This window comes from Chitinophaga sp. W2I13 (assembly GCF_050434005.1).
GTDB lineage: Bacteria > Bacteroidota > Bacteroidia > Chitinophagales > Chitinophagaceae > Chitinophaga.
The window spans coordinates 5,322,881-5,344,465 of record NZ_JBNPWD010000001.1 but is presented as its reverse complement, the minus strand read 5'-3'; the positions used below and the strand labels follow the sequence as shown (position 1 = coordinate 5,344,465).

Annotated in this window: 17 protein-coding genes and 1 tRNA gene; 14 read left to right on the top strand and 4 right to left on the bottom strand. The window is 49.4% G+C overall.

The features are described 5' to 3' along the window. Positions 1–108: 108 nt before the first annotated feature. The 5 genes from QFZ48_RS22095 to QFZ48_RS22075 all read left to right on the top strand — a co-directional run bounded on the left by QFZ48_RS22095 (position 109) and on the right by QFZ48_RS22075 (position 4,918). Complete coding sequence (locus QFZ48_RS22095) at positions 109–1,869, top strand: ABC transporter ATP-binding protein (RefSeq protein ID WP_429063652.1); 1,761 nt, start codon at positions 109–111, stop codon at positions 1,867–1,869. A gap of 91 nt (positions 1,870–1,960) precedes the next feature. Continuing rightward, positions 1,961–2,797, top strand: a complete 837-nt coding sequence (locus tag QFZ48_RS22090) for an ankyrin repeat domain-containing protein (protein ID WP_429063651.1) — start codon at positions 1,961–1,963, stop codon at positions 2,795–2,797. Positions 2,798–2,869: 72 nt separating this feature from the next. Further along, on the top strand, positions 2,870–3,772 hold the full coding sequence (locus QFZ48_RS22085) for an NAD(P)/FAD-dependent oxidoreductase (protein WP_429063650.1): 903 nt from the start codon (positions 2,870–2,872) through the stop codon (positions 3,770–3,772). A 94-nt stretch (positions 3,773–3,866) separates the two neighbouring features. Then, positions 3,867–4,178 carry a hypothetical protein gene (locus QFZ48_RS22080; protein WP_429049667.1) on the top strand — a complete coding sequence of 104 codons (312 nt, stop codon included), beginning with the start codon at positions 3,867–3,869 and terminating at the stop codon, positions 4,176–4,178. A 332-nt stretch (positions 4,179–4,510) separates the two neighbouring features. Further along, positions 4,511–4,918, top strand: coding sequence for a contact-dependent growth inhibition system immunity protein (locus QFZ48_RS22075; RefSeq protein ID WP_370907483.1), 408 nt, complete (start codon positions 4,511–4,513; stop codon positions 4,916–4,918). A gap of 20 nt (positions 4,919–4,938) precedes the next feature. Here QFZ48_RS22075 and dinB read toward each other — a convergent pair whose 3' ends face one another. Continuing rightward, positions 4,939–6,057 (bottom strand): DNA polymerase IV, encoded by a 1,119-nt coding sequence (gene dinB, locus QFZ48_RS22070; RefSeq protein ID WP_429049670.1) that lies wholly within the window; start codon positions 6,055–6,057, stop codon positions 4,939–4,941. Between the two features lie 124 nt (positions 6,058–6,181). On the opposite strand from dinB, the gene QFZ48_RS22065 reads away from it, so the two are divergent. From QFZ48_RS22065 to QFZ48_RS22040, 6 genes are all read left to right on the top strand, one after another. After that, positions 6,182–6,766 carry a pentapeptide repeat-containing protein gene (locus tag QFZ48_RS22065; protein ID WP_429063649.1) on the top strand — a complete coding sequence of 195 codons (585 nt, stop codon included), beginning with the start codon at positions 6,182–6,184 and terminating at the stop codon, positions 6,764–6,766. A gap of 351 nt (positions 6,767–7,117) precedes the next feature. Beyond that, positions 7,118–7,999 carry a helix-turn-helix domain-containing protein gene (locus tag QFZ48_RS22060; RefSeq protein ID WP_429049675.1) on the top strand — a complete coding sequence of 294 codons (882 nt, stop codon included), beginning with the start codon at positions 7,118–7,120 and terminating at the stop codon, positions 7,997–7,999. 76 nt (positions 8,000–8,075) lie between these two features. Beyond that, positions 8,076–10,814: a DUF1553 domain-containing protein gene (locus tag QFZ48_RS22055; RefSeq protein ID WP_429063647.1), complete on the top strand. Its 2,739-nt coding sequence runs from the start codon at positions 8,076–8,078 to the stop codon at positions 10,812–10,814. Positions 10,815–10,820: 6 nt separating this feature from the next. Beyond that, positions 10,821–12,308 (top strand): DUF1501 domain-containing protein, encoded by a 1,488-nt coding sequence (locus tag QFZ48_RS22050; RefSeq protein ID WP_429049681.1) that lies wholly within the window; start codon positions 10,821–10,823, stop codon positions 12,306–12,308. Between the two features lie 7 nt (positions 12,309–12,315). Then, positions 12,316–13,248 (top strand): sugar phosphate isomerase/epimerase family protein, encoded by a 933-nt coding sequence (locus QFZ48_RS22045; RefSeq protein ID WP_429063645.1) that lies wholly within the window; start codon positions 12,316–12,318, stop codon positions 13,246–13,248. Beyond that, positions 13,245–14,684 (top strand): c-type cytochrome domain-containing protein, encoded by a 1,440-nt coding sequence (locus tag QFZ48_RS22040; RefSeq protein WP_429063644.1) that lies wholly within the window; start codon positions 13,245–13,247, stop codon positions 14,682–14,684. Before QFZ48_RS22045 ends, QFZ48_RS22040 begins: the two co-directional genes overlap by 4 nt. A 21-nt stretch (positions 14,685–14,705) precedes the next feature. On the opposite strand, the gene QFZ48_RS22035 is transcribed toward QFZ48_RS22040, so the two are convergent. After that, positions 14,706–15,716 (bottom strand): helix-turn-helix transcriptional regulator, encoded by a 1,011-nt coding sequence (locus QFZ48_RS22035; RefSeq protein ID WP_429063643.1) that lies wholly within the window; start codon positions 15,714–15,716, stop codon positions 14,706–14,708. 241 nt (positions 15,717–15,957) lie between these two features. Here QFZ48_RS22035 and QFZ48_RS22030 point away from each other — a divergent pair. The 3 genes from QFZ48_RS22030 to QFZ48_RS22020 all read left to right on the top strand — a co-directional run bounded on the left by QFZ48_RS22030 (position 15,958) and on the right by QFZ48_RS22020 (position 19,670). Continuing rightward, positions 15,958–16,074: transfer RNA gene (locus QFZ48_RS22030), tRNA-OTHER, on the top strand. Positions 16,075–16,152: 78 nt separating this feature from the next. After that, on the top strand, positions 16,153–18,381 hold the full coding sequence (locus tag QFZ48_RS22025) for a hypothetical protein (protein ID WP_429063641.1): 2,229 nt from the start codon (positions 16,153–16,155) through the stop codon (positions 18,379–18,381). Positions 18,382–18,515: 134 nt separating this feature from the next. Continuing rightward, complete coding sequence (locus QFZ48_RS22020; RefSeq protein ID WP_429049696.1) at positions 18,516–19,670, top strand: BamA/TamA family outer membrane protein; 1,155 nt, start codon at positions 18,516–18,518, stop codon at positions 19,668–19,670. Positions 19,671–19,861: 191 nt separating this feature from the next. On the opposite strand, the gene xseB is transcribed toward QFZ48_RS22020, so the two are convergent. Both xseB and xseA read right to left on the bottom strand, forming a co-directional pair. Next, entirely contained in the window at positions 19,862–20,065 is a 204-nt protein-coding gene (xseB, locus tag QFZ48_RS22015; protein WP_370907494.1) for an exodeoxyribonuclease VII small subunit, read from the bottom strand. After that, positions 20,043–21,482 (bottom strand): exodeoxyribonuclease VII large subunit, encoded by a 1,440-nt coding sequence (gene xseA, locus QFZ48_RS22010; RefSeq protein ID WP_429049699.1) that lies wholly within the window; start codon positions 21,480–21,482, stop codon positions 20,043–20,045. Before xseA ends, xseB begins: the two co-directional genes overlap by 23 nt. Between the last annotated feature and the right edge of the window lie 103 nt (positions 21,483–21,585).

Genomic DNA, 21,585 nt, shown 5'->3' with positions numbered 1-21,585 from the left:
GCTAATATCGTACCATAACAGTAAGGAACTTCGTTTTGTTCATCGCCATTGCGATACAAATTGAGCGTAAAACATTACTTTTAAGGGCCAATGATTAAACCCGGAAACATGCCCAACCCATATGTCTCGTTACTGAAAACCGCCTGGAAATATGCCCGGAAAGAGCGTAAGAAATACCTGCTGGTCTATTTCCTTTTCCTGATGGCCAATGTAATCTTTTCCCTGAACCCGGTGCTGTTCGGCTGGTTTATCGGGAGCATACAACGCGACAGCGCCCATCTGCCCCGGTATACAATGATCTTTGGCGCCGCCTACTTCGGACTTAAATTCCTGGAATGGTGCTTCCATGGCCCCGCCCGCGTAATGGAGCGCCACCTGGCATTTAACCTGAGCCGGAACTTCCTGCAGGAACGCTATCACCAGGCCCTCCATCTTCCCGTAAAATGGCACCAGGATAACCATAGCGGCGCCGTGATCAACCGTATCAGAAAAGCATACGAAGCCCTGAAAGAGTTCTTTGAACGCGGCTTTATGTACCTCCACGCGATCTGTAAACTGCTGTTTTCCATGATCGCCATGCTGTATTTTTCTCCCCTCTATGGAAGTATCGGCATTGCGCTGGGCGTGCTATGTATATGGATTGTGCTGCGGTTCGACCGCCCCTTTATCAGAACACTCAATGAAATAAATGAAGGCGAACACGTAGTATCTGCCACGCTGTTCGATAGCCTTTCCAATATCATGACCGTTATTACCCTGCGGCTGGAAAAGAGCATGGAAAACGGTTTACTGGCAAAGATAAAACGCATATGGCCACCCTTCCGGAAAAACACCGTGATCAACGAATGGAAATGGTTTGTAGCAGAAATGATGATTTCACTTATTTACTGTGTTATTGCTATAGGTTATGTTTTCCAGCATTGGGTACCGGGAGAAATATTCTATGTAGCGGGACTCGTGACCCTCCTGGGATATGTAAACCAGTTCACTAGCGTGTTCCAGGATGTTGCCTGGCAATATACCGACGTAGTGCAATACAATACCGCGGTGGGTACCGCCGGCAATATCAGCGACGCCTATACGCAGCACCACCGGGCAGACGCTGCACCGGAACTGCCGGTCGACTGGCAGCAGATCACCATCAGCTCCCTGAGCTTTTCGCACACGGCTACCTATGAGGATAACGCAGCGCCGCAACGCCTACACGACCTCCACATCCTGGTGGAGAAAGGGAAAAAGATCGCTTTAATTGGGGAAAGCGGCAGTGGAAAAAGTACGCTGCTGGCTATTTTGCGCGGACTCTATGAACCCGAACCCGGCGTGATGATACAGGTAAACGGAGCCACATTACCGTTGGCTACCGTGAATGAAAGCGTCACCCTGTTCCCGCAGGAACCCGAAATCTTTGAAAATACCATCGAATATAATATTACGCTCGGCCTGCCCTTTCAGCCGGATGAAATCATGGCTGTGTGCAGCAGCGCCCACTTTTCGGAAGTAGTGGAAATGCTGCCACAGGGACTGGCTTCCGATATCCGTGAAAAAGGCGTGAACCTTTCCGGCGGACAAAAACAACGGCTGGCGCTTGCCCGTGGCATCCTCGCAGCGCGCAACAGCCAGGTGATCCTCCTGGATGAACCTACCAGCAGTGTGGATCCCAAAACCGAAGCCATGATCTACGAAAAAATGTTCCAGGCATTCTCCGACAAAGCCATTATTTCAGCCATGCATAGACTCCATCTGCTCCCGCAGTTCGATTATATCTATGTGCTCGACCAGGGCCGCATTGTGTCTGAAGGTACTTTCCATTACCTGCGCGCCAACAGCGCCGCTTTCCAGGAGCTTTGGAGACACCAGGAAAACAAATAGCTTTTTTTGCTAATATTGCAGTATCATTACAGTCACGTTTTCATCCTATGTAATGGTTCTCTCCCAGCTGATATTACACTATGAAAACGCTATGCAAAAAATTTCACTGTACGACCTGAAACGTAAGCTAAGAAACAGTCAGGAGCCAGATGAAATGATCACCCTCCTCGGATATAACCTTTCGTTTTTTTCACTGGAGGAACGGTCGCAACTACTATGCGATTTACTGGAATACCAGGAAATATTTTTTGAGGCAGCAGAACTGCTGATTGAAGAAGGCGGGGCCGACATCCATTATAAAAAGGAAGGTATTATTCCAATCATTTTCTGTGCAGTAGGCGCCAATAAGCCGCAGGCTGTACAATACCTGCTGAAAAAAGGTGCCTCCCTTCACGTCAGCAACCCCGATTACCTGTTTGCCATTGCCTATATCTTCAAACATCACCGGCTGGCGGCCATCACGGACATACTGCTGATCCTCATCGAGCACAACATCCACTTCAATTTTGTACTGGCCAGTATGGATACCCCTTTGCTGCTGGCTACCCGTCATAATAATAACCGGGAGGTAGTGCAGTTTTTATTGTCGGAAGAAGTGAATAAATACGTGTATGATGAAGATGGGTTTACCGCTATCCATTATGTTCCGTTCGCCAAAGCCCCTCACCTGTATAAAGATATGATCACCTGTATGGCGGATATCCAGGTGAAAACGAAGTTTGCCACCAGCATGGAGCCCGTCTTTGAATGCGTGATCAAAGTGAGTGAACACCATACTTTTGAAGAGTTTATTTATGAAGCCCTGAACGCTTTCCTGGAAAACAGGCACCGCATGTACGATGATATCTTTGAAAAATACTATTACCGCCTTCACCTCATCGCAGAACATATTTCCACTATCCGCGCCAACGCCGGCGACTACGTGTGACGCATTTTAATTTTGCAACAAAGTTGCAATATCTTATTTTTGTCCTCTTACATCATTATTAAATACCACCATATGCAAACATACGATGTGATCATTGCCGGGGGCAGCTATGCGGGGTTGTCGGCCGCCATGGCCCTGGGCCGCGCACGCCGGCAGGTACTGATAGTAGACAGCGGCAAACCCTGTAACCGACAAACGCCGCATTCCCACAACTTTCTCACCCAGGACGGCGCTACACCCGCCGCCATAGCGGCTGCGGCCAAAGCCCAGGTATTGCAATACCCAAGCGTACGTTTCCAGGAAGGAACAATAACCGGCGCCACTTCCACCACGGAAAGCTTTACAGTTACCACCGCTGCAGGCGAACAGTTTGCAGCTAAAAGACTCCTGTTTGCTACCGGCGTAAAAGATGAAATGCCCGCTATCAAAGGATTTGCAGAATGCTGGGGGATTTCCGCACTGCATTGCCCCTATTGCCATGGCTATGAAATAAAAGACACCCCCACCGGTATCCTGGCCAATGGCGACGGCGCTTTTGAATACGCTAAAATGATCCGCAACTGGACCAATCAGCTGACTATATTCACCAATGGCCCATCCACACTCACCGCGGAACAACTCGGAAAACTGCAGAAACACCGGATCGCGGTCGATGAAAAAGAAATCACGGAAATCAAACAGGCAGGCGGACAAATAAGTGAACTCCTTTTTAAAGATGGCAGCACCCAGGCGCTGAACGCTTTATATCACAAACCTGCCTTCCGGCAACACTGCAACGTTCCAGAAGCACTGGGCTGCGAACTTACGCCGGAAGGGTATCTTGTAGTGAACGAATTCCAGGCCAGCACGGTAACAGGCGTATACGCAGCCGGCGATGCCACTAATCCTTTCAGGAGCGTTGCCATATCAGTAGCAGCAGGAACCCTGGCCGGCGCGATGATCAGCCGGGAACTCATTATCAGTGAATTTGAATAAAACAGACCAGTGTTGTGAGCAGTCATTTGTACATGTGGAAATAATTCTATATTTTAGAACAAGTGATTATTTTCCATTACCTAAATTAACCAGAATGCTCACAACACTTACTGTCTTAGCCGCCCTATTCTTCCTGGCCCACGTTTATCTCCTGTTTACCTCATTTGGAAAAAAAGGATTTCAAAAACAAAAATATCTATGGTCGCATATTACCCTGTGGATTACAGGAGGCCTGGCCTGCGTTATTGCCGTCCTTTTCGCCGGTAAAAATGTTTCCGGCGTAATCGATGTATTTGATACCCCCGGCAAAGCGTCCCTGCTTATCCTGATAGCACTGGTGTTGTCGGCCACAGCGCACAGCATCGTGAAACTGCTGGTGCTGCCAAAATACCAACGGGCCGTATAATAACGGAACAGATTATACGAAAATCCCCCGGCGGAACAGCCAGGGGATTTATATATAAATCATACCTGCACGACCATTTATGTTCATTTAACGGTCCGTTTTGTTACATAAAATGTTAAAGGTGGAAAATTTTCTTTCGCCATCAACAATATTCATTATATTTATACCTGTTGATCCTGGTTTCTTATAACCGCCGGCGCTGACTGGCTACCGCAACACCTGCAATACTCCGCGGGTTCTGACAGATGATCACCATCAAAAGAAAAAATTGCGCGTTGAAATCATCTTCATAATTAATTATTTTATTAGCACGAAAAGAGAGACACATTTTTATGAATAAGAAAGATATCTGGAGATATAAATCTTTGGAGCAGTTGGAGAATAAGAGTTGGGCACCGGCCACAGATCAAGATTCGGGAATAGTTCAGAAATGTCTTGCCTTAGTTAAAGTACCAGTAGTAAAATTAGCCGCAAGCGAATTGCGGATCTTAATCGGACAATCCTTTAATCCTTCCTACCTGGTTCCTTTAGCACTGGAGATATTACAAAATGATGTACTGGTAACCGCCGGTATGTATCCTGGCGACCTGCTGAAAGCTGTACTCGACGTTCCTGCTGCTTTCTGGGAAGAACATCCCGATCTTCACAAAAACCTGCTCGACCTGATGCAGGAACGAAGCGAAGAAATTGAAACAGAAATAGACTTACCTGAATTCTGGCGTAACAACCTGGTCATGTAACATGGCTGTTTTCACATTCGCTATTCATCAAAATTGAACAACGAAAGCTGTCCTGACGGAGGAAGTTTCTCCTGGTTCATCGGCGCATCATTGAAATTAGACAGAGTAATGCCTAACAGGCGGATTCGCTTATCTTCCGGATAAGTAGCTGCCAGCAATTGCTTTGCCGTGTCTACAATGATATCGTAATCTCCTACCGGAAACGGAAAGGACTGATTCCGCGTGATCTGTTTAAAATCACTGTATTTTATTTTCAGGGTAATAGTGCGGCCTTTCAGGTTATAGCGCTGCAACCGGTCGTATACGGTTTTCCCGATCTTCTCCAGCTCTGCTTCCATATCGGCGATCAAGGTAAGATCATAGGGGAACGTATCCTCTGCGCCAAGCGATTTGGTTTCCCGGTGCGGCTGCACCTCGCGGTCATCTATGCCCCGCACAATCCGGTAGTAAAAGCTGCCCACCTTGCCAAAATGGGTTTTCAGATCCTGCTCCGACAATTTCTTCAGATCAGCCCCGGTAAAGAGTCCCATCCTTTTCATTTTATCTGCCGTCACTTTTCCCACTCCGTGAAACTTCTCTACCACCAGCGTTTCCATAAACGATTCAATAGACGATGGCCCGATAAATGTAAGCCCGTCCGGCTTGTTGAGGTCCGACGCTATTTTAGCCACAAACTTATTGACAGACACGCCCGCCGATGCAGTCAGCTGTAACTCATCCCGGATAGCCTGCTTGATCAGTTTGGCAATTTCAATGGCAGAGCCGATACCCTGCTTGTCTTCCGTTACATCCAGGTAAGCTTCATCAAGCGATAAAGGCTCAATCAGATCGGTATACCGGGAAAATATTTCCCGGATATGCCGCGAAGCCTCCTTGTAAGCATCAAACCGGGGGCGGACAAAAATCAACTCAGGACATAACTGCAACGCTCTTTTGGAAGGCATCGCGGAACGTACGCCAAATTTGCGCGCCTCATAGCTGGCAGTGGCTACTACTCCACCCCGGCCTTCCGGCGAACCGCCCACCGCAATGGCTTTGCCGCGGTAGATGGGGTTATCGCGCTGCTCTACAGATGCGTAAAACGCATCCATATCAATATGAATAATTTTTCGTTGTATGCTGTTTGAACGGTTCTCCATTTCTACATCCCGGAAGCAAACATAAAGATATTCAGTATTTAGCTATTCAGGCTCACAAAATGATTTTTTTTACGCCTTCACTGCTAAAACATAATCCCTACCTTCACACCTTAAACTATTCACCGTGTCCGGCTACGATCAGGAAATTTCGCACGAACATAAAAAATTTGAAAATATCATCTGGGAGGGCAAAACCATCTCGGGCAGGGAGTTCTACGATTGCCATTTTTATAAATGCAGTTTGAAGGAATGCGTTTTTGAAGAATGTACTTTTGATAAATGCACCTTTGAAGAATGCGATTTATCATTGATACAATTCAAACAAACTTCTTTCAACAAAGTGATCCTGCAACATACCAAAGCCATTGGTATTGCCTGGCATAATGCCCGCAACTCACTTACCGTAGAGTTTCACCACAGCCGCCTGAGCTACTGCAGTTTTTCGGGTAAGAATCTGAAAAAAGGGATCTTCCTCCACTGCCAGGCAGACGAAGCCGATTTTTCCGGCTGTAATTTATCGCAGGCGGATTTCCGCGGCACCGATCTGGCGGGAGCCCGCTTTTCCGACACAGACCTCACCCAGGCTAACTTTGTGGGTGCACAACGGTATGCCATTGATGTACACACCAATAAAATTAGAAAGGCGAAGTTCAGTTTGCCGGATGCGTTGTCGCTGCTGGATGGGTTGGGTGTGGAGATCGTGGAATAAGCGGAGGTTGTCTTACTCAGGATTAAACTTATTTCACTGATTACGCTGATTTGATCACTTTGGATTTTTAAAAGATTTGGGGAGATAAAAGCGGATATTTTCGCTTATATCTCCCCAATCATTTAAAATCCTTTATAAAATCTAAAAGTAAAAATCAGTAAAATCAGCGTAATCAGCGAGAAAGACAAAATCCGCGTCTCCGCTTTTATCTCCCCTAATCATATAAAAATCCAAAGTGATCAAATCAGCGTAATCAATGAAATAAGTTTAATCCTGAGTAAGACAACCTCCGCTACCGAGTATTGTTATAAAAATGGATTTTCTTACTTTGGGAAGAAAACCGGCTGCGTTATGATCAGGAAGAAAGAAGGATTTCAGGGCCAGCGGATGATCGTGATCCCGCGTAATATCCTGAGCAGGAAATGTGCCCGGGAAGCGGTACTCACACCCTTGCACCTCACCGATATTGGTTATTATCCGAAAGCATTGTTCCACCACCGCAAAAGAGCGCAGGGGGCGGAGCAGCACATCCTGATTTATTGCGTGGAGGGTAAGGGCAGTATCACGTTGAAAAAAGAGGTATATACTATCCAGGCGGGCGATTGCTTCCTGCTGCCCCGCAAATGGGCGCATGAATACAGCGCAGATGAGAGTGATCCCTGGACCATCTACTGGGCGCATTTCCAGGGTACCAGCGCAGATGGGATCGTACAATCGGCGGTCAGGGAATGGAATGGCAACCGGGTATTCCTTCCCCATTCCCCGGAACGGATCCAGCTGTTTGAACGGATCTATCACCAACTGCAGCGGGGTTACCGCGATGAAAACCTGGTGTGGTCCAACATGAATTTCTGGTCGTTCCTGTCGTCCTGCATTTACCCGGATTTCACACAGCCCGGAAAGCCCGCCCAGCAACACGATGCCATTGACCAGTGCATCGATTATATGAATAAACACCTCGATCAGATGCTTACCCTGCAACAGATGGCACAGGCGGTAAACCTCTCCCAATCGCACTTCTCCTATCTCTTTAAAACCAATACGGGCTTCTCTCCCATCGAATACTTCAACCAGCTGAAGGTTCAAAAGGCTTGCCAGTACCTGCTCTTCACCCAATCACGTATCAAAGAAATAGCCGCCCTGCTTGGCATGGAAGATCCTTATTACTTTTCCCGGATGTTTACCAAGGTGATGGGTGTATCACCCAATCAGTACAGGGAAAGGAAGTTCTGACCGTAAGATAATCCATCATAATCAGCATATCATCTAGCCACTATTCGATGGTCCCGGCTTATTTTTACGGACGTCAATGAAAAAAACAATGTTCCATTTCTCCACGTTGAGGATTACAGTGAGCCTCACCATAACAGTGGGGGCAGGCCTGCTGTTTGCCGCCTGCCATACCGATAAAAAAGTAGACTTCAGTACCGAGGTAAAACCAGTGCTTAACAAGCATTGTATCAGTTGCCACGGAGGAGTAAAACAAAATGGCGGATTCAGTGTGCTGTTCCGGGAAGAAGCCCTTGGCATTACCAAATCCGGCAAACCCGCCATCATTCCCGGTCATCCCGAAAAAAGCGAATTTATCCGCCGCCTTACCTGCAAAGATCCAAAAGAACGGATGCCGCAGAAAGGAGAACCACTCACCAACGCCGAAATAGATATCCTCACCCGCTGGGTGAAACAGGGCGCGGAATGGGGAGAACACTGGGCGTATATATCTCCCAAAAATGTTCCGGTACCTGATATTACTATTACCAACGGCAACGAAATAGACCACTTCATACAGGAAAAACTGAAACAGGAAGGATTGAAGCCCTCCCCGGAAGCAGATAAAATGACCCTGCTCCGCCGCGTAAGCCTCGATCTTACCGGTTTGCCGCCAACACCTGAAATGGCACAGCAGTTTGCCGCCAGCACCGACGAACACGCCTATGAAAAAATAGTGGACAGCCTCCTGCAATCGCCACACTACGGTGAACGCTGGGCCGCCATGTGGCTCGACCTCGCCCGCTACTCCGATACTAAAGGTTACGAAAGGGACGACAGCCGGAAAATATGGCGGTACCGCGACTGGGTGATTGACGCATTTAACAGCGATATGCCGTACGACAGCTTCACCATCGAACAACTGGCCGGCGACCTGCTCCCCGATCCTACCCGCGACCAGCTCATCGCTACGGCATTTAACCGCAATACCATGACCAACGACGAGGGCGGTACCCAGGATGAAGAATTCCGCACCGCCGCCGTAATGGACCGCGTAAGCACCACCATGGATGTATTCCAGGGCGTTACCATCGCATGCGTGCAATGCCACAGCCACCCTTACGACCCCTTCCGCTTTGAAGACTATTATAAACTGATGGCCTTCCTTAATAATACCCGTGATGAAGATACCCACATGGAACATCCTAAACTTCGTTTGTACGACAGCGTTAGTACGGCAGAAGTAAAAAAGGTAAGCGACTGGGTAGCGCAAAACGGTACCACCCAACAGGCAAAAGATATACAGGAATTCCTGAAAGTACTGGAACCAAAAGTACACGCCCACGTTGCCGATAACTATATCAACGGCGCCCTGCTGGATACCAAATACATGGGCATCCGGAATAACGGCAGCTGCCGCCTTCCCAAACAAAACCTGGAAGGCAAAACACAACTGCTCATGAACTACTGGACCGGCAGCAAAGGCGGCTCCGTAGAATTCAGACTCGACAGCTTAAATGGCCGCACCATTATCAAACATACACTGGCCCCCACCAACGGGCGGCTCGCCATCAGTATGCCACTGCCACCGGTAACAGGCACACATGATCTTTACCTCATTTTCCGCAACCCTTCCCTCAACCCCGCAGATGCGGTGTGCAGCGTGGAATGGTTCGCCTACCGCGACGACATTCCCGGTAAAGGAAAACCAGGTTATGATCAGATCAACAACACCTGGTTAACACTCATTAACCAAAACCCAGACGACGTACCGGTGATGATAGAAAATCCGCCGGTAATGGCACGCGTCACCAACGTGTTTGAACGCGGCAACTGGATGGTAAAAGGGAAAGCAGTTACACCGGATGTACCACACTCCCTGAACCCATTCCCCGCAAAAGCGCCACGCAACCGGCTAGGTTTCGCCATGTGGCTCACCGATACAAAAAATCCCCTCACGGCCCGCGTAATGGTGAACCGTTTATGGGAACAGATCTTTGGCACCGGCATCGTGGAAACCATAGAAGACTTTGGCACACAGGGTTTCACCCCGTCGCATCCCGAACTGCTCGATTACCTGGCCTACCAGTTTATGCACAAATACAAATGGCATGTAAAACCAATGCTGCGCGAAATCGTATTATCTGCCGCTTATAAACAATCCTCTGCCAGCACACCGGAACTGCAGGAAAAAGATCCGGCTAACCGCCTGCTCGCCAGGGGCCCGCATTTCAGGCTTACAGCAGAAGAAGTAAGAGACCAGGCACTCACCGTGAGCGGCCTCCTCAACCCTCAGCTACACGGCCCCAGCATCATGCCATATCAACCCGATAACATCTGGCAATCCGTTTGGAGCGGCGCCTACTGGAAAACTGCCGACGACGGCAACCAGTACCGCCGGGCAGTATATGTTTTCCAAAAACGTACCAGCCCCTATCCGTCCATGCTCTCCTTCGACGGCAGCAGCCGCGAAGTATGCCTGCAACGGCGCATCCGCACCAACACGCCACTACAGGCACTGGTTACCCTCAACGACCCGGTATATGTGGAAACCGCTGCCTCACTGGCCAGGCATATGCTGAAAAATGGCGGCAACGACGCCACTGCGGGTATCCGTTGGGGTTATCAGACCGCTATGTACAAACCATTGCCTGAAAATAAACTGAAAGTATTGCAAACACTGTATAAACAGGCACTCGCGGAATACAAACAAAAACCCGCGGAAGCCGACAAACTGTTGCAACACAAAGATAATACACCACAAAAAGCGGAACTGGCAGCACTCACCGTAGTAGCCAACGCTATTATGAACCTGGATGAATTCCTGACTAAATCCTGATCCGGTATGACTAAGCATGCACGACTGATAAAGGAAGCAAACGATCAAACACTGCGGTATTTCACCCGCCGCCACTTCCTCACGGACTGTGTGAAAGGCCTGGGCGCAGCCGCCTTCAGCTCTTTCCTGGCCAGCTGCGGCAGCAGCACCAAAACCTTGCTGGACCTCGCGGGCAACCCAATGGCGCCCCGCGTACCACAGTTTCCCGCACGGGCAAAAAGCGTGATCTACCTCCACATGGCAGGGGCACCCTCCCAGCTGGAACTGTTCGACTATAAACCCGCCCTGCAAAAATTACATAATCAACTGTGTCCTCCATCCCTGCTGGAAGGTAAAAAGTTTGCCTTCATCCGCGGCGTTCCTAAAATGCTGGGACCACAGGCCGTCTTCTCCCAACACGGGGAATCACGCGCCTGGGTGTCCGACCACCTGCCACATTTCGCTACCATGGCGGACGACGTGAGCTTTTTGAAAGCCGTGCAAACAGACCAGTTCAACCACGGCCCCGCTCAACTGCTCATGCAAACCGGCAGCGCGCGGCTCGGGCGGCCCAGCATCGGCTCATGGGTGACTTACGGCCTCGGTTCCGAAAACGATAACCTCCCCGGCTTTGTAGTACTTACCTCCGGTGGTAAAACTCCCGACGCCGGCAAAAGCGTATGGGGCAGCGGTTTCCTTCCCTCCGTATACCAGGGCGTACAATGCCGCACCAAGGGAGAACCCGTACTGTACCTCACCGATCCGGAAGGCATGAGCCGCGACCTGCGCAAGGAATCTATCAATGCCATCAACGAAATCAACAAACAGGAATACACCACCTTTGGCGACCCGGAAACCCTGTCGCGCATCTCACAGTACGAGCTCGCCTATAAAATGCAGATCTCCGTACCCGAAGTAATGAACATCAACAAGGAACCGGATTATATTCATGAAATGTATGGCACACAGCCAGGCAAGGAATCATTTGCCAACAACTGCCTCCTGGCCCGCAAGCTCGTGGAGAAAGGCGTACGGTTTGTACAGCTGTACGACTGGGGCTGGGATAGTCATGGTACAGATGAAAACCTGGCCATCGACTACGGCTTCCGTAATAAATGCCGCGAAATTGACCGTCCCATTACCGCACTGCTGCAGGACCTGAAACAACGCGGCTTGCTGGATGAAACCCTGGTAGTATGGGGTGGCGAATTTGGCAGAACACCTATGCAGGAAAACAGGGACGGCAAAGACATGCCCTTCCTGGGCCGCGATCACCACGTAGAAGCCTTCACCATGTGGATGGCGGGCGCCGGTATCAAAAAAGGATTTTCCTACGGAGAAACCGATGAAATAGGCTATGCAGCCGTGAAAGGAAAAGTAGCCATCAACGATATTCATGCCACCATCCTGCAACAGCTGGGCTTCGATCATGAAAAGCTCACCTACCAGTTCCAGGGCCGGCCATTCCGCCTTACAGACACCGGCGGAAAAGTAATTACACCCATACTAAGCTAAACCGTACATGAACAGTAACAGGAGAAATTTTATCAAACAATCAGCCATACTGGGTTCCGCATTATGTATCCCTTCCCTGCCGGCATTTGCCACAGGAATACCCGCCGCCGCAAAAGACGGATACCGCCTTATTGTACTGGCCACCAACTGGGGCTACAACGGCAGCATCAACGACTTTTGCGCACAGGCAAAAAAGGCAGGATACGACGGACTCGAAATATGGTGGCCCAACGAAACTGCCGCCCAACAGGAACTATTTGCCGCAGTGGAACAACACGGACTGGAAGTAGGTTATTTATGCGCGGGTTACGACAGCGACTATACGAAACATGCGCAGCAGTTTGAAACCATGCTGAAAGCAGCCACCGGCAATAATAAAGTCAAACCGCTGTATATCAACTGCCACTCCGGAAGAGATTATTTTTCCTTTGAACAAAACAGTGCATTAATAGATATGACCAACCGGATATCTAAACAAACAGGCATTCCGGTATACCATGAAACACACCGCTCACGCATGTTGTTTGCAGCACATATTGCCGGTAAATTCATCGATGCAAAACCCGACCTGCGCCTTACCCTCGATATTTCACACTGGTGCAATGTACACGAAACCTTATTGCAGGACCAACAGGCTACAGTAGCCAAAGCATTGGCACGCGCAGGCCATATACACGCCCGCATCGGGCATCCGGAAGGACCGCAGGTGAACGATCCCCGCGCGCCGGAATGGGCCGCCGCAGTGAAAGCACATTTCAGCTGGTGGGATCAGATCGTGCAACGGCACCAGGCCGCCGGCAAACCGCTTACCTTCCTCACGGAGTTTGGTCCGGCCGATTACCTGCCTACCCTGCCCTATACCAGGCAGCCGGTAGCCGATCAATGGGATATTAATGTATTTATGATGAACCAGCTAAAACAACGTTACAGCAAACCATGAGATTATTGATCAGTAGCGGCAGCTGGAGTATGTTTATTGGACGTTCGCATCCTTTACTGGTACACCTGCCTATCGGCATTTTAATTATTGCATTTATATTAACACTGCTGGCGCGCAGGGAAAAGTGGCGGCATGTACAAACAGCCCTGCCGGCAGTATTGCTGGCGGCTGCCTTGTCAGCCATACTCAGCTGCCTCACCGGCTACCTCCTGTCTCTCGATGGAGGGTACGAAGAAACATTACTGCAAACGCATAAATATCTCGGTATAGGCGTAGCCGTTATCAGCACCGGGTTGTACCTGCTGGAAAGAAACAAACACCGCTTTCCCCGCCTGCAACTGCCTGCTGCCCTGCTGATGGTATTGCTGCTGGGCGCCGCCGGGCATTACGGCGGTAGTCTTACCCACGGCGATGACTACCTCACCCAGGCCATGCCCGCCCCGTTACAGCGGATCACCGGCATGAACAAAGCAGTGACTAACGCCGCCGCTTATACGAATATTGGCGATGCCCGTTTGTATGAAGACCTGGTGCGGCCGGTACTCACCAACCGTTGCTATGGCTGTCATAATGAACAGAAGCTGAAAGGCGGTCTGCGGCTGGAATCCATTGCCCTCATCCGTAAAGGCGGAGAGCACGGACCAGTGCTAAAGGACAGTCTCCCGGAAGAAAGCGAATTATTCAAACGTCTGATACTCCCTGAAGAAGACGAACACCGGATGCCGCCAAAAGGCAAACCGTCCGTAACGCCGCAGGAACTGGAACTGTTGCACTGGTGGATAGCGGAAGGCGCTCCTGCGGGCAAAACAGTAAAAGAGCTGGAAAAAACGCCCCGGATCATGGCGGTGCTGGAAGGAATGCAACCCGCTACCCCACTGGATAAACAGGAATTTGTTCCGGAAGAAAATACCGGTGCGGCCAGTGAACAAAAGATGGCTGCCCTGGAAGCACTAAAAGTAAAAGTAATGCCGGTGGGCGCTGGCAGTCATTACCTCACTGTAGACGCCATCAATGCCGCCGGCTTCAGCAACCGTGATATGCAGTTGTTGCTGGGCTTAAAGGAGCAACTGATCTGGCTGGACCTTTCCGGTACGGCCATTACCGACAGCGCATTGGCCGTGCTCGGTCAGCTGAAGAAGCTCACCCGCCTGGATCTGAGGAATACTGCCATTAAAGGTAATGGCTTAAAAGAGCTGGGCAACTGCAGGGAATTGCGGTATCTGAATCTCGCCGGAACGGCGGTAAATGCAGAAGGATTATTATCGCTGCAGCAAAATAAAAAACTGCAACAGTTATATGTATACCAGGCAGGCTTTACACCGGCAGCGCTCCGGCAACTCCAGCAAGCTTTACCCAAACTGAAACTGGATACCGGTGGTTACCGTTTACAACAACTGGCTTCTGACACAGTCATCTATCATAAAATCAGCGGGTAAATTATCGTGCAGGCATACGCGTTATTCGTACTCCTGCGCGGCCTGTGCCAGTCGCAATGCAATTTTTTTAGCCAGGGATTTGGGGGACAGTACCTTTATATGTTCCCCGAATCCCAGGATTTCCCGCTCCAGTTCAAAGTTCAGTACCACGTCGATACTCACGATGGTGGCCTGTTCATCTTCCTTTAATATTTCCTGCGAATGATGCAGCGGCTTTGTAAGCACATAAGGTGCATGCTTGTTATCAATTTGCAGCACTACTTTATGTGCAGGATCTTTTTCCGTTTTGGTAACGCCAATGAGGTTATCATAATATTCGTCAAAGGGCATTCCGTCCCAGGCCATAAATTGCTCTTTCGGTAATTCCTGTATGCTGATGATCCTGTCCAGCGCGAGGGTAACCAGCTGCGGGGTGCGTTTATTCCGCGTAATAAGGAACCAGCGGTTACGGTATTCTTTCAGCAGGTAGGGATAACAGATAAACTCCTGCGCTTTACTGGCTTTAAAAGATTTATATTCTACCAGGAGGGCTTTTTTATGCAGGATTGCCTGGTAAAGCGGGTTGATATGCGATAAGCCCAGCAGCCGATGGTTATTTTCCAGCTGGATGCAGTTGAGATGTGCGTCCGTAGATTTATACAGGTTGTTTTCCAGCCGGGCAATCATGTCGCTCATATCATCGAAATAACTGAAGCCGTTAAACTGTTTCAGCACCGCTACTATTTCTTTCATTTTATCTACATCTGCATTGTTAATGGGCGCATTGGTAATGCTATAGGCCGCATCACTGTAAGCATAATACTTACGGTCCTTCACAATAATAGGCGCATTATAACCCAGTTTATCGCTGCGCATCAGCTGAATATCCGCCTGTATGGTGCGTTTACTCACCCCGCTGCTGATGCCTTCAAGATCATACAACACCTCCGCTACTTTTTCAATGAGATCTTCCAGCGTCCATTTACGATAACGGTTACGCAGGCACTCATCAATGGCTTTGTACCGGATCAACGCCAGTTTATTGATGGACATACTAATAATTTGTACAAAGAAACAAAAATACTGCGCATTATACCTGCGTAGTATTTTTTCTTTTTAGAAAGAAGGAAATACAAACCACAGATAACCAACTCTTTAAAATTATTTTTCAATAAATATTAAAGTGCGCAGTTATACTGCGCAGATACATGCGCATCTTTGTGTCATCGGAAGCGGTCAAATAAATGTTACTTCACGAACCTAAAGCACATTTATAATTAACGCAGAAGATGGGAAAGCAGTAGTTCAATGGTTGAACACCGGTCGCTAGTTTTAAAATTACCAAAGGGTCAATTGAAACTTACTTCCAGACTCCAATCCGGAGTTGCTGGTTCGAATCCAGCCTGCTTTACGAATCGAGGTCAATTGTTGCTTACTTCATTTTTGGATAAACAGCAGCAAAATTATCTGATTATTAATTACCATTACAATGAACACTTTATTAAGAACAGGATTAACACAACAGGCGATTTACATTCCGCAAACAGTGGTGGAGGAAAACACCTCACAGATCACCCCTGCAGCCGGCTTGCTGGTGGCCAATCTCGCTAAACTGGGATTCGGCGTAACGGAAGATCTCCTGCATGCACTGAACCATACCACACCGGCTTACCAGGCTACGATCCTGGAAACATTCCGGGAAGTGATGGGCGTAAACACCAACTGGACCCCGCTGATAAAAAACTGGCAGGTGCCTACCAATGAATCATTCGTTGATCACCTGGTCACTTATTTCACTAATATATTTAACGGTCCTGGTACTACACTCCAATGCGGCCATATCATTCCTCCCAATACTTTTCCGCTGGAAAGATATAACGGCTGTCCTTACTGCGGTACACCGTTTGAAACCGGCGAACTGGAAAACATAGGCCAGGGAAGTAAGATCCGCGTGCTGAAACGCTGGGATGACCAACTGGCGGCCCAATACCTGGAAGATCTGCTGACCTCCAAAACCGCACTGGATGCTACCCAGGTGGAAAGCCTGAAGGCATTGATGCATACCTTCCCGCTGCCAGCAGTAAAAATCGGGATGAAAGAAACCGTAATAGCCGTAATAGATGTGCTGATCGAAAAAGATGAAGCGGAACAGGCAGGGAAACTGTTTACTACGCCAACGGATATACTCCGTTACCTGTGGTACAAACATACGGGGTTCCTCCAGCTGATCAAACCCGGTGTGATCATTAAACGGAAAACCAAAAACCAGCGGCAGGTCCGCCCGGATATTTACCCTACGGTACAAACGGCATCAACGGCTGCGGCCCTGAAACTGAAATACAGCCGTCAGCAGGGACTGATAGCCGCGCGCTGGCTGAACAACCTGGAAATGGACATAACTACCATGTGCGAAACCATGCACCCGCAACGCGGGATGTGGGTACGCTTCATCCGCGCCCTGCGCCTGGCGGAATTCAGCAAACGTGAAGGGTTTGGTAAACTGCGTGAACTGATGGACCGGTTCTACCGCCAGGATTATACCGTGTGGCAGGAACGGGTGAACTACTACCGTTTGCGCTATGATGAAGCTACCACGCTGCAGCTGCTGAAACAACGTCCGGGTCTTTTTGCCCGCTCGCTGTTTGCCAACATGCTGTGGTTCGGACCGGAAGCGGTGACCGCCGCCTTTGCGGAAATTACGGATAAAGTGCCGGCCCGGCTGTTGCTGACCTTACAGATGTACGCAGGGTATTATTTTGATAAATCCACCACCCGTGCGGTAAAACCACTGGGAGGTATTGGGAAAAGCATCCTTGCCAACCGGCAGATGAACATCTATGAAGACGAGCAGTTGCAGGAAATGCAGCAGGCAGTAACTGACCTTTGCATCCTGGCCATGAAGAAACGCTTTGCCGCAGTGGCCACCACTGCTCAAAGCATCTACATTGCACCGGAGCTGTTTAAAATACCGCTGGCTATCGGCGACCGCAGCGAACAGGTACAAGACCTGCCAGGCGCGTTAATGGGTACCCGGTTTAAAGTGGAAAGCGATAAAATCATCCTGTTCATGCAATGGGGTAAAGGATTAGCCGCCCAGCACCTGGATATGGACCTGAGCTGCCGTATTGCCTACGACAACAACCGTACAGATACCTGCTCCTTCCAATATCTGAAAACAACCGGGTGTATCCATAGCGGGGATATCCGCTCGATACCGGAAAAAGTAGGTACAGCGGAATACATTGAAATAGACATTCCTGCATTGGCCAAGGCCGGCGCACAGTATGTTACTTTCACCTGCAATGCCTACAGCCAGGGCGCCATCGCCGTGAACCTGGTACTGGGATGGATGAACAGCAAACACCCGATGAAGGTATCCGCGAAAGGGGTAGCCTACGACCCATCCTGCGTGGATCATATGGTGCGCGTTACGGGCGGATTAACCAAAGGACTCGTATTCGGCGTCCTGGACGTAGCCGCACGGGAAATCATCTGGCTGGAAATGGCTTTCGATGGCCAGATGATACAGGACCTCAGCACCGCCAATGTACAGGCTATCCTGAAAAAACTGGACAGCAAACTAAGCATTGGCCAGCTGTTAGCCGCCAAAGCGGAGGCCCAGCAATTACAACTGACCAGCGACACAAACGCCGACGAAGTGTATACCATGCAATGGGCCCTGAATACCGCCGCCGTGACACAATTGCTCATCGATTAATTTGTTTTCCCCCTATAAAACAACAGCAGCCGGGCCAGCCCCGTGCTGCTGTCCGTTATATGTTTTAACACACTTTTTGCATACCCCCACGTCAATTTTCTGAAAATCGTCCTATATTCATTCCATTGTCATACATGGATAGAAAGATTTTACTACTACTGCTACTGGTTACGCCTGCTGTAGGGTATGCCCAGCAGGAAAGCACGGCAGACTCAACAGCCACCATCTCAGCGCCCAAAGGTTTTTTTGATAACATCAAGTATTACCTCCAGCATACCAACGTAGAAAAGAAAAAGAAGAAGGTAGATCTCAGCTTCATCGGCGGCCCCGTATACACTCCCGAAACCAGCTTCGGACTGGCCGTAATGATGGCCGCACAATACAAAACAGATAAAAACGACTCCCTGCTGCCCGTTTCCAACGCCGCCGTGTACGCCTCCGGCGCCCTCACCGGCTTTTATGGAATCGGCATCAGCAACACCACTATATTTCCGCACGACCGGTTCCGGCTGGCGTTAAAAGCCTCCTTCAGCTCCCGGCCCAATAAATACTGGGGCATCGGCTATGAAGCCGGCAGCCGCAAAGATGATTATACGGAATACGTGCAGCTCACAGAAAAACTCCAGGCCGACTTCAGCATCAACGTGAACGGAAACCTGTTCGTGGGCCTCTGCACACAAATCCAGAACGTACAAACCAAAAAACTGGATACTGCCGGCGGCAAACCCCTGATGGTTCCCGGAAAGGTACTCGGCATCGGGGCCGGCCCATTTATTGTATACGACACCCGCGACTTTATTCCCAATGCCTACAAAGGCATGTATATACGGTTGGGATACCGTTTCTTCCCCTCGTTCATGGGCAATAAAGCCGTATTTTCGCAACTGGATCTGCAGTTCGACTGGTACAAACAACTATGGAAAGGCGCCGTACTGGCCACCGATCTGTATGCAGAAGAACGCAGTGGCGATGTTCCCTGGAGCCTGCTCGGTGAAGCCGGTGGCTCCAGCCGTCTCCGGGGCTATTATGAAGGCCGGTTCCGCGACAAAAACTACGTGGCCGCACAGGTGGAACTCCGCCAGAAGATCTACAACCGCAGCGGTCTGGCCCTATGGGTAGGTGGCGGCAACGTGTTTCCCCGCTTCAATGAGTTTGAATTCCGCCAGTCACTGGTCAGCTATGGCATCGGCTACCGCTGGGAGTTTAAAAAAAGAGTCAATATCCGGCTGGATTATGGCAGGGGAAAAGATCAGCAGGGTTTTTACTTTGGCATTAACGAGGTTTTCTAGGGAGAAGGCAGCTTTTCTGTCTAAACACCATCGCTTCACCGGCCTCAAATCCTTTACAGCAGAAGGTTCCCAGATCAAGTCCACGTCACCTCCACATCACCTCCGTGTTTCCTCCGTGAATAAGGCATGCGCCAGGTATGTCCTAAGCCACTGCGAAGCAGGTTTACCCCTATGGCTACCTGGTAAGAAGCTTACTTATTCCCCTCCATCTGTTTAATAATATTATTCACCTCCGTTTCGGTGGCGCGTAATTTTTGCTGGCAAAATTCAATAAGAATAGCCGCCCGTTTTACCTTTTCTGCCAGCAGATCTACCGAAACAGCTTCATTCTCTATTTCTTCAGCGATCAGCTGCAATTCATTATAGGCAGCTTCATATGTCAGTTCCTGGCTCATGTACAGTATTTTTTTCAGTAATAGTTGCTTCCAGCGATGCATCCTGCAACAGCACCGTGATATGACTTCCCGGCTGGAGGGAGGTTGCATCGGGAAGAATGTGCCCGTCCTGGTATACAATGGCAAAGCCGCGTTTCAGGATACTGGCAGGACTCATCAGTTTGAACAGGGAGTCGTAATGCGCTACCTGCCCCCTTTTGCTTTGAATAAATAGCCTGCTGAACGAACGGAAACGACCTACCATATTGCTAAGGTCATTCAGCCGGTTGGAAACAATGATCCGCGGTTTGGATAACACCGCGTTGGATACAGTCATCAGCTCCCGGTGGCGGTTCAGCAATATCGACTTCGAAGTATGCAGCACCACGTTGTTACGCGCATGCAACGCTTCTTTATGATTGGCCAGCAGTGTGCGCGACTGGTTAATGATGGCATTGTTGAGATAAGATAATGCCTGGAAATGCGCGGAAAACAACTGCTGCGAACGGATGATAATATTCTGTTGCATATTGACCACCGCTTCTTCAAACAACCGGTTGTGCGCAATGATCAGCTCCGCCGCTTTGGTAGGCGTTTTGGTGGCGGTATGCGCCATCATATCCGTGATGGTTTCATTTTTCTGATGCCCTATCCCGGTGATCACGGGGATAGGGAACTTTGCCACCGCCCTGCCCAGGATAAAAGTATCGAAGATCAGGAAGTCGGTTTGCGCACCGCCCCCACGGATAATTACCACAGCATCGTATGGCACCCCGCGCTGGTAGATGTCTATCAGCCGCTGTTGCACCAGCTCCGCTTTTGTTTCCCCCTGCACTACGGTGAAATAGTTGTCGATTTTAAAGGTATACCCGAAATGATTGTGCTCCAGTGTGTGCCGGAAATCCTGGTACCCGGCGGAGTTGCCGGATGTAATCACCGCCAGCCGCTGGATCACAGCAGGCAACGGCAACTGGTTGTTGCGGGTAATGTAGCGGTCGCCCGACTTACGGATATAATCGGCGCATTCAGTGGTAAGCCGCAACAGGGTTTGCTGCTTCTGCTGCTCCAGCAATCCCACCGTAAAACTGGTATCTATATCCAGCAGCGTGATCTGTAATCCATGCACCTGGTGGTATCCTACAGATACCTTTACCAATACGTGAATATCGTTCTTAAACTGCTGCCCGGTAACAATTTCAAATTCCTTTACCCGGATAGCGCCATTTCCCCAGGCAACCGCCGAAACTTTGGCCACAATACCACCCGCATGTTCTTCTTTTTCCACCAGGTCGAAATAATGATATCCCTTTTGCTGGTAATAAGAATGATTGGTGATATCTGCCACTACCCAATAAGTTTGCTCCGCAAACACCTGTTGAAGCGCCTGCTGGATTTTCCCGGTAAGAACAGATAACTTTATGGATGGAGAATCGGTCATGCTAATAGGTAAAGATAAGTAAAACGTTTATTATGAACCCTCTCATGGAATACCGGGGGAAATGTATATATTGCTGTCCATTGAGTTATGAAAAGAATGCCGG

What these genes read in the sequence shown, in the direction of transcription:
- QFZ48_RS22095 (WP_429063652.1), top strand. Translation starts at nt 109, where the DNA reads ATGCCCAACCCATATGTCTCGTTACTGAAAACCGCCTGGAAATATGCC.
- QFZ48_RS22090 (WP_429063651.1), top strand. Translation starts at nt 1,961, where the DNA reads ATGCAAAAAATTTCACTGTACGACCTGAAACGTAAGCTAAGAAACAGT.
- QFZ48_RS22085 (WP_429063650.1), top strand. Translation starts at nt 2,870, where the DNA reads ATGCAAACATACGATGTGATCATTGCCGGGGGCAGCTATGCGGGGTTG.
- QFZ48_RS22080 (WP_429049667.1), top strand. Translation starts at nt 3,867, where the DNA reads ATGCTCACAACACTTACTGTCTTAGCCGCCCTATTCTTCCTGGCCCAC.
- QFZ48_RS22075 (WP_370907483.1), top strand. Translation starts at nt 4,511, where the DNA reads ATGAATAAGAAAGATATCTGGAGATATAAATCTTTGGAGCAGTTGGAG.
- dinB (WP_429049670.1), bottom strand. Translation starts at nt 6,057, where the DNA reads ATGGAGAACCGTTCAAACAGCATACAACGAAAAATTATTCATATTGAT.
- QFZ48_RS22060 (WP_429049675.1), top strand. Translation starts at nt 7,118, where the DNA reads ATGATCAGGAAGAAAGAAGGATTTCAGGGCCAGCGGATGATCGTGATC.
- QFZ48_RS22055 (WP_429063647.1), top strand. Translation starts at nt 8,076, where the DNA reads ATGAAAAAAACAATGTTCCATTTCTCCACGTTGAGGATTACAGTGAGC.
- QFZ48_RS22050 (WP_429049681.1), top strand. Translation starts at nt 10,821, where the DNA reads ATGACTAAGCATGCACGACTGATAAAGGAAGCAAACGATCAAACACTG.
- QFZ48_RS22045 (WP_429063645.1), top strand. Translation starts at nt 12,316, where the DNA reads ATGAACAGTAACAGGAGAAATTTTATCAAACAATCAGCCATACTGGGT.
- QFZ48_RS22040 (WP_429063644.1), top strand. Translation starts at nt 13,245, where the DNA reads ATGAGATTATTGATCAGTAGCGGCAGCTGGAGTATGTTTATTGGACGT.
- QFZ48_RS22035 (WP_429063643.1), bottom strand. Translation starts at nt 15,716, where the DNA reads ATGTCCATCAATAAACTGGCGTTGATCCGGTACAAAGCCATTGATGAG.
- QFZ48_RS22025 (WP_429063641.1), top strand. Translation starts at nt 16,153, where the DNA reads ATGAACACTTTATTAAGAACAGGATTAACACAACAGGCGATTTACATT.
- QFZ48_RS22020 (WP_429049696.1), top strand. Translation starts at nt 18,516, where the DNA reads ATGGATAGAAAGATTTTACTACTACTGCTACTGGTTACGCCTGCTGTA.
- xseB (WP_370907494.1), bottom strand. Translation starts at nt 20,065, where the DNA reads ATGAGCCAGGAACTGACATATGAAGCTGCCTATAATGAATTGCAGCTG.
- xseA (WP_429049699.1), bottom strand. Translation starts at nt 21,482, where the DNA reads ATGACCGATTCTCCATCCATAAAGTTATCTGTTCTTACCGGGAAAATC.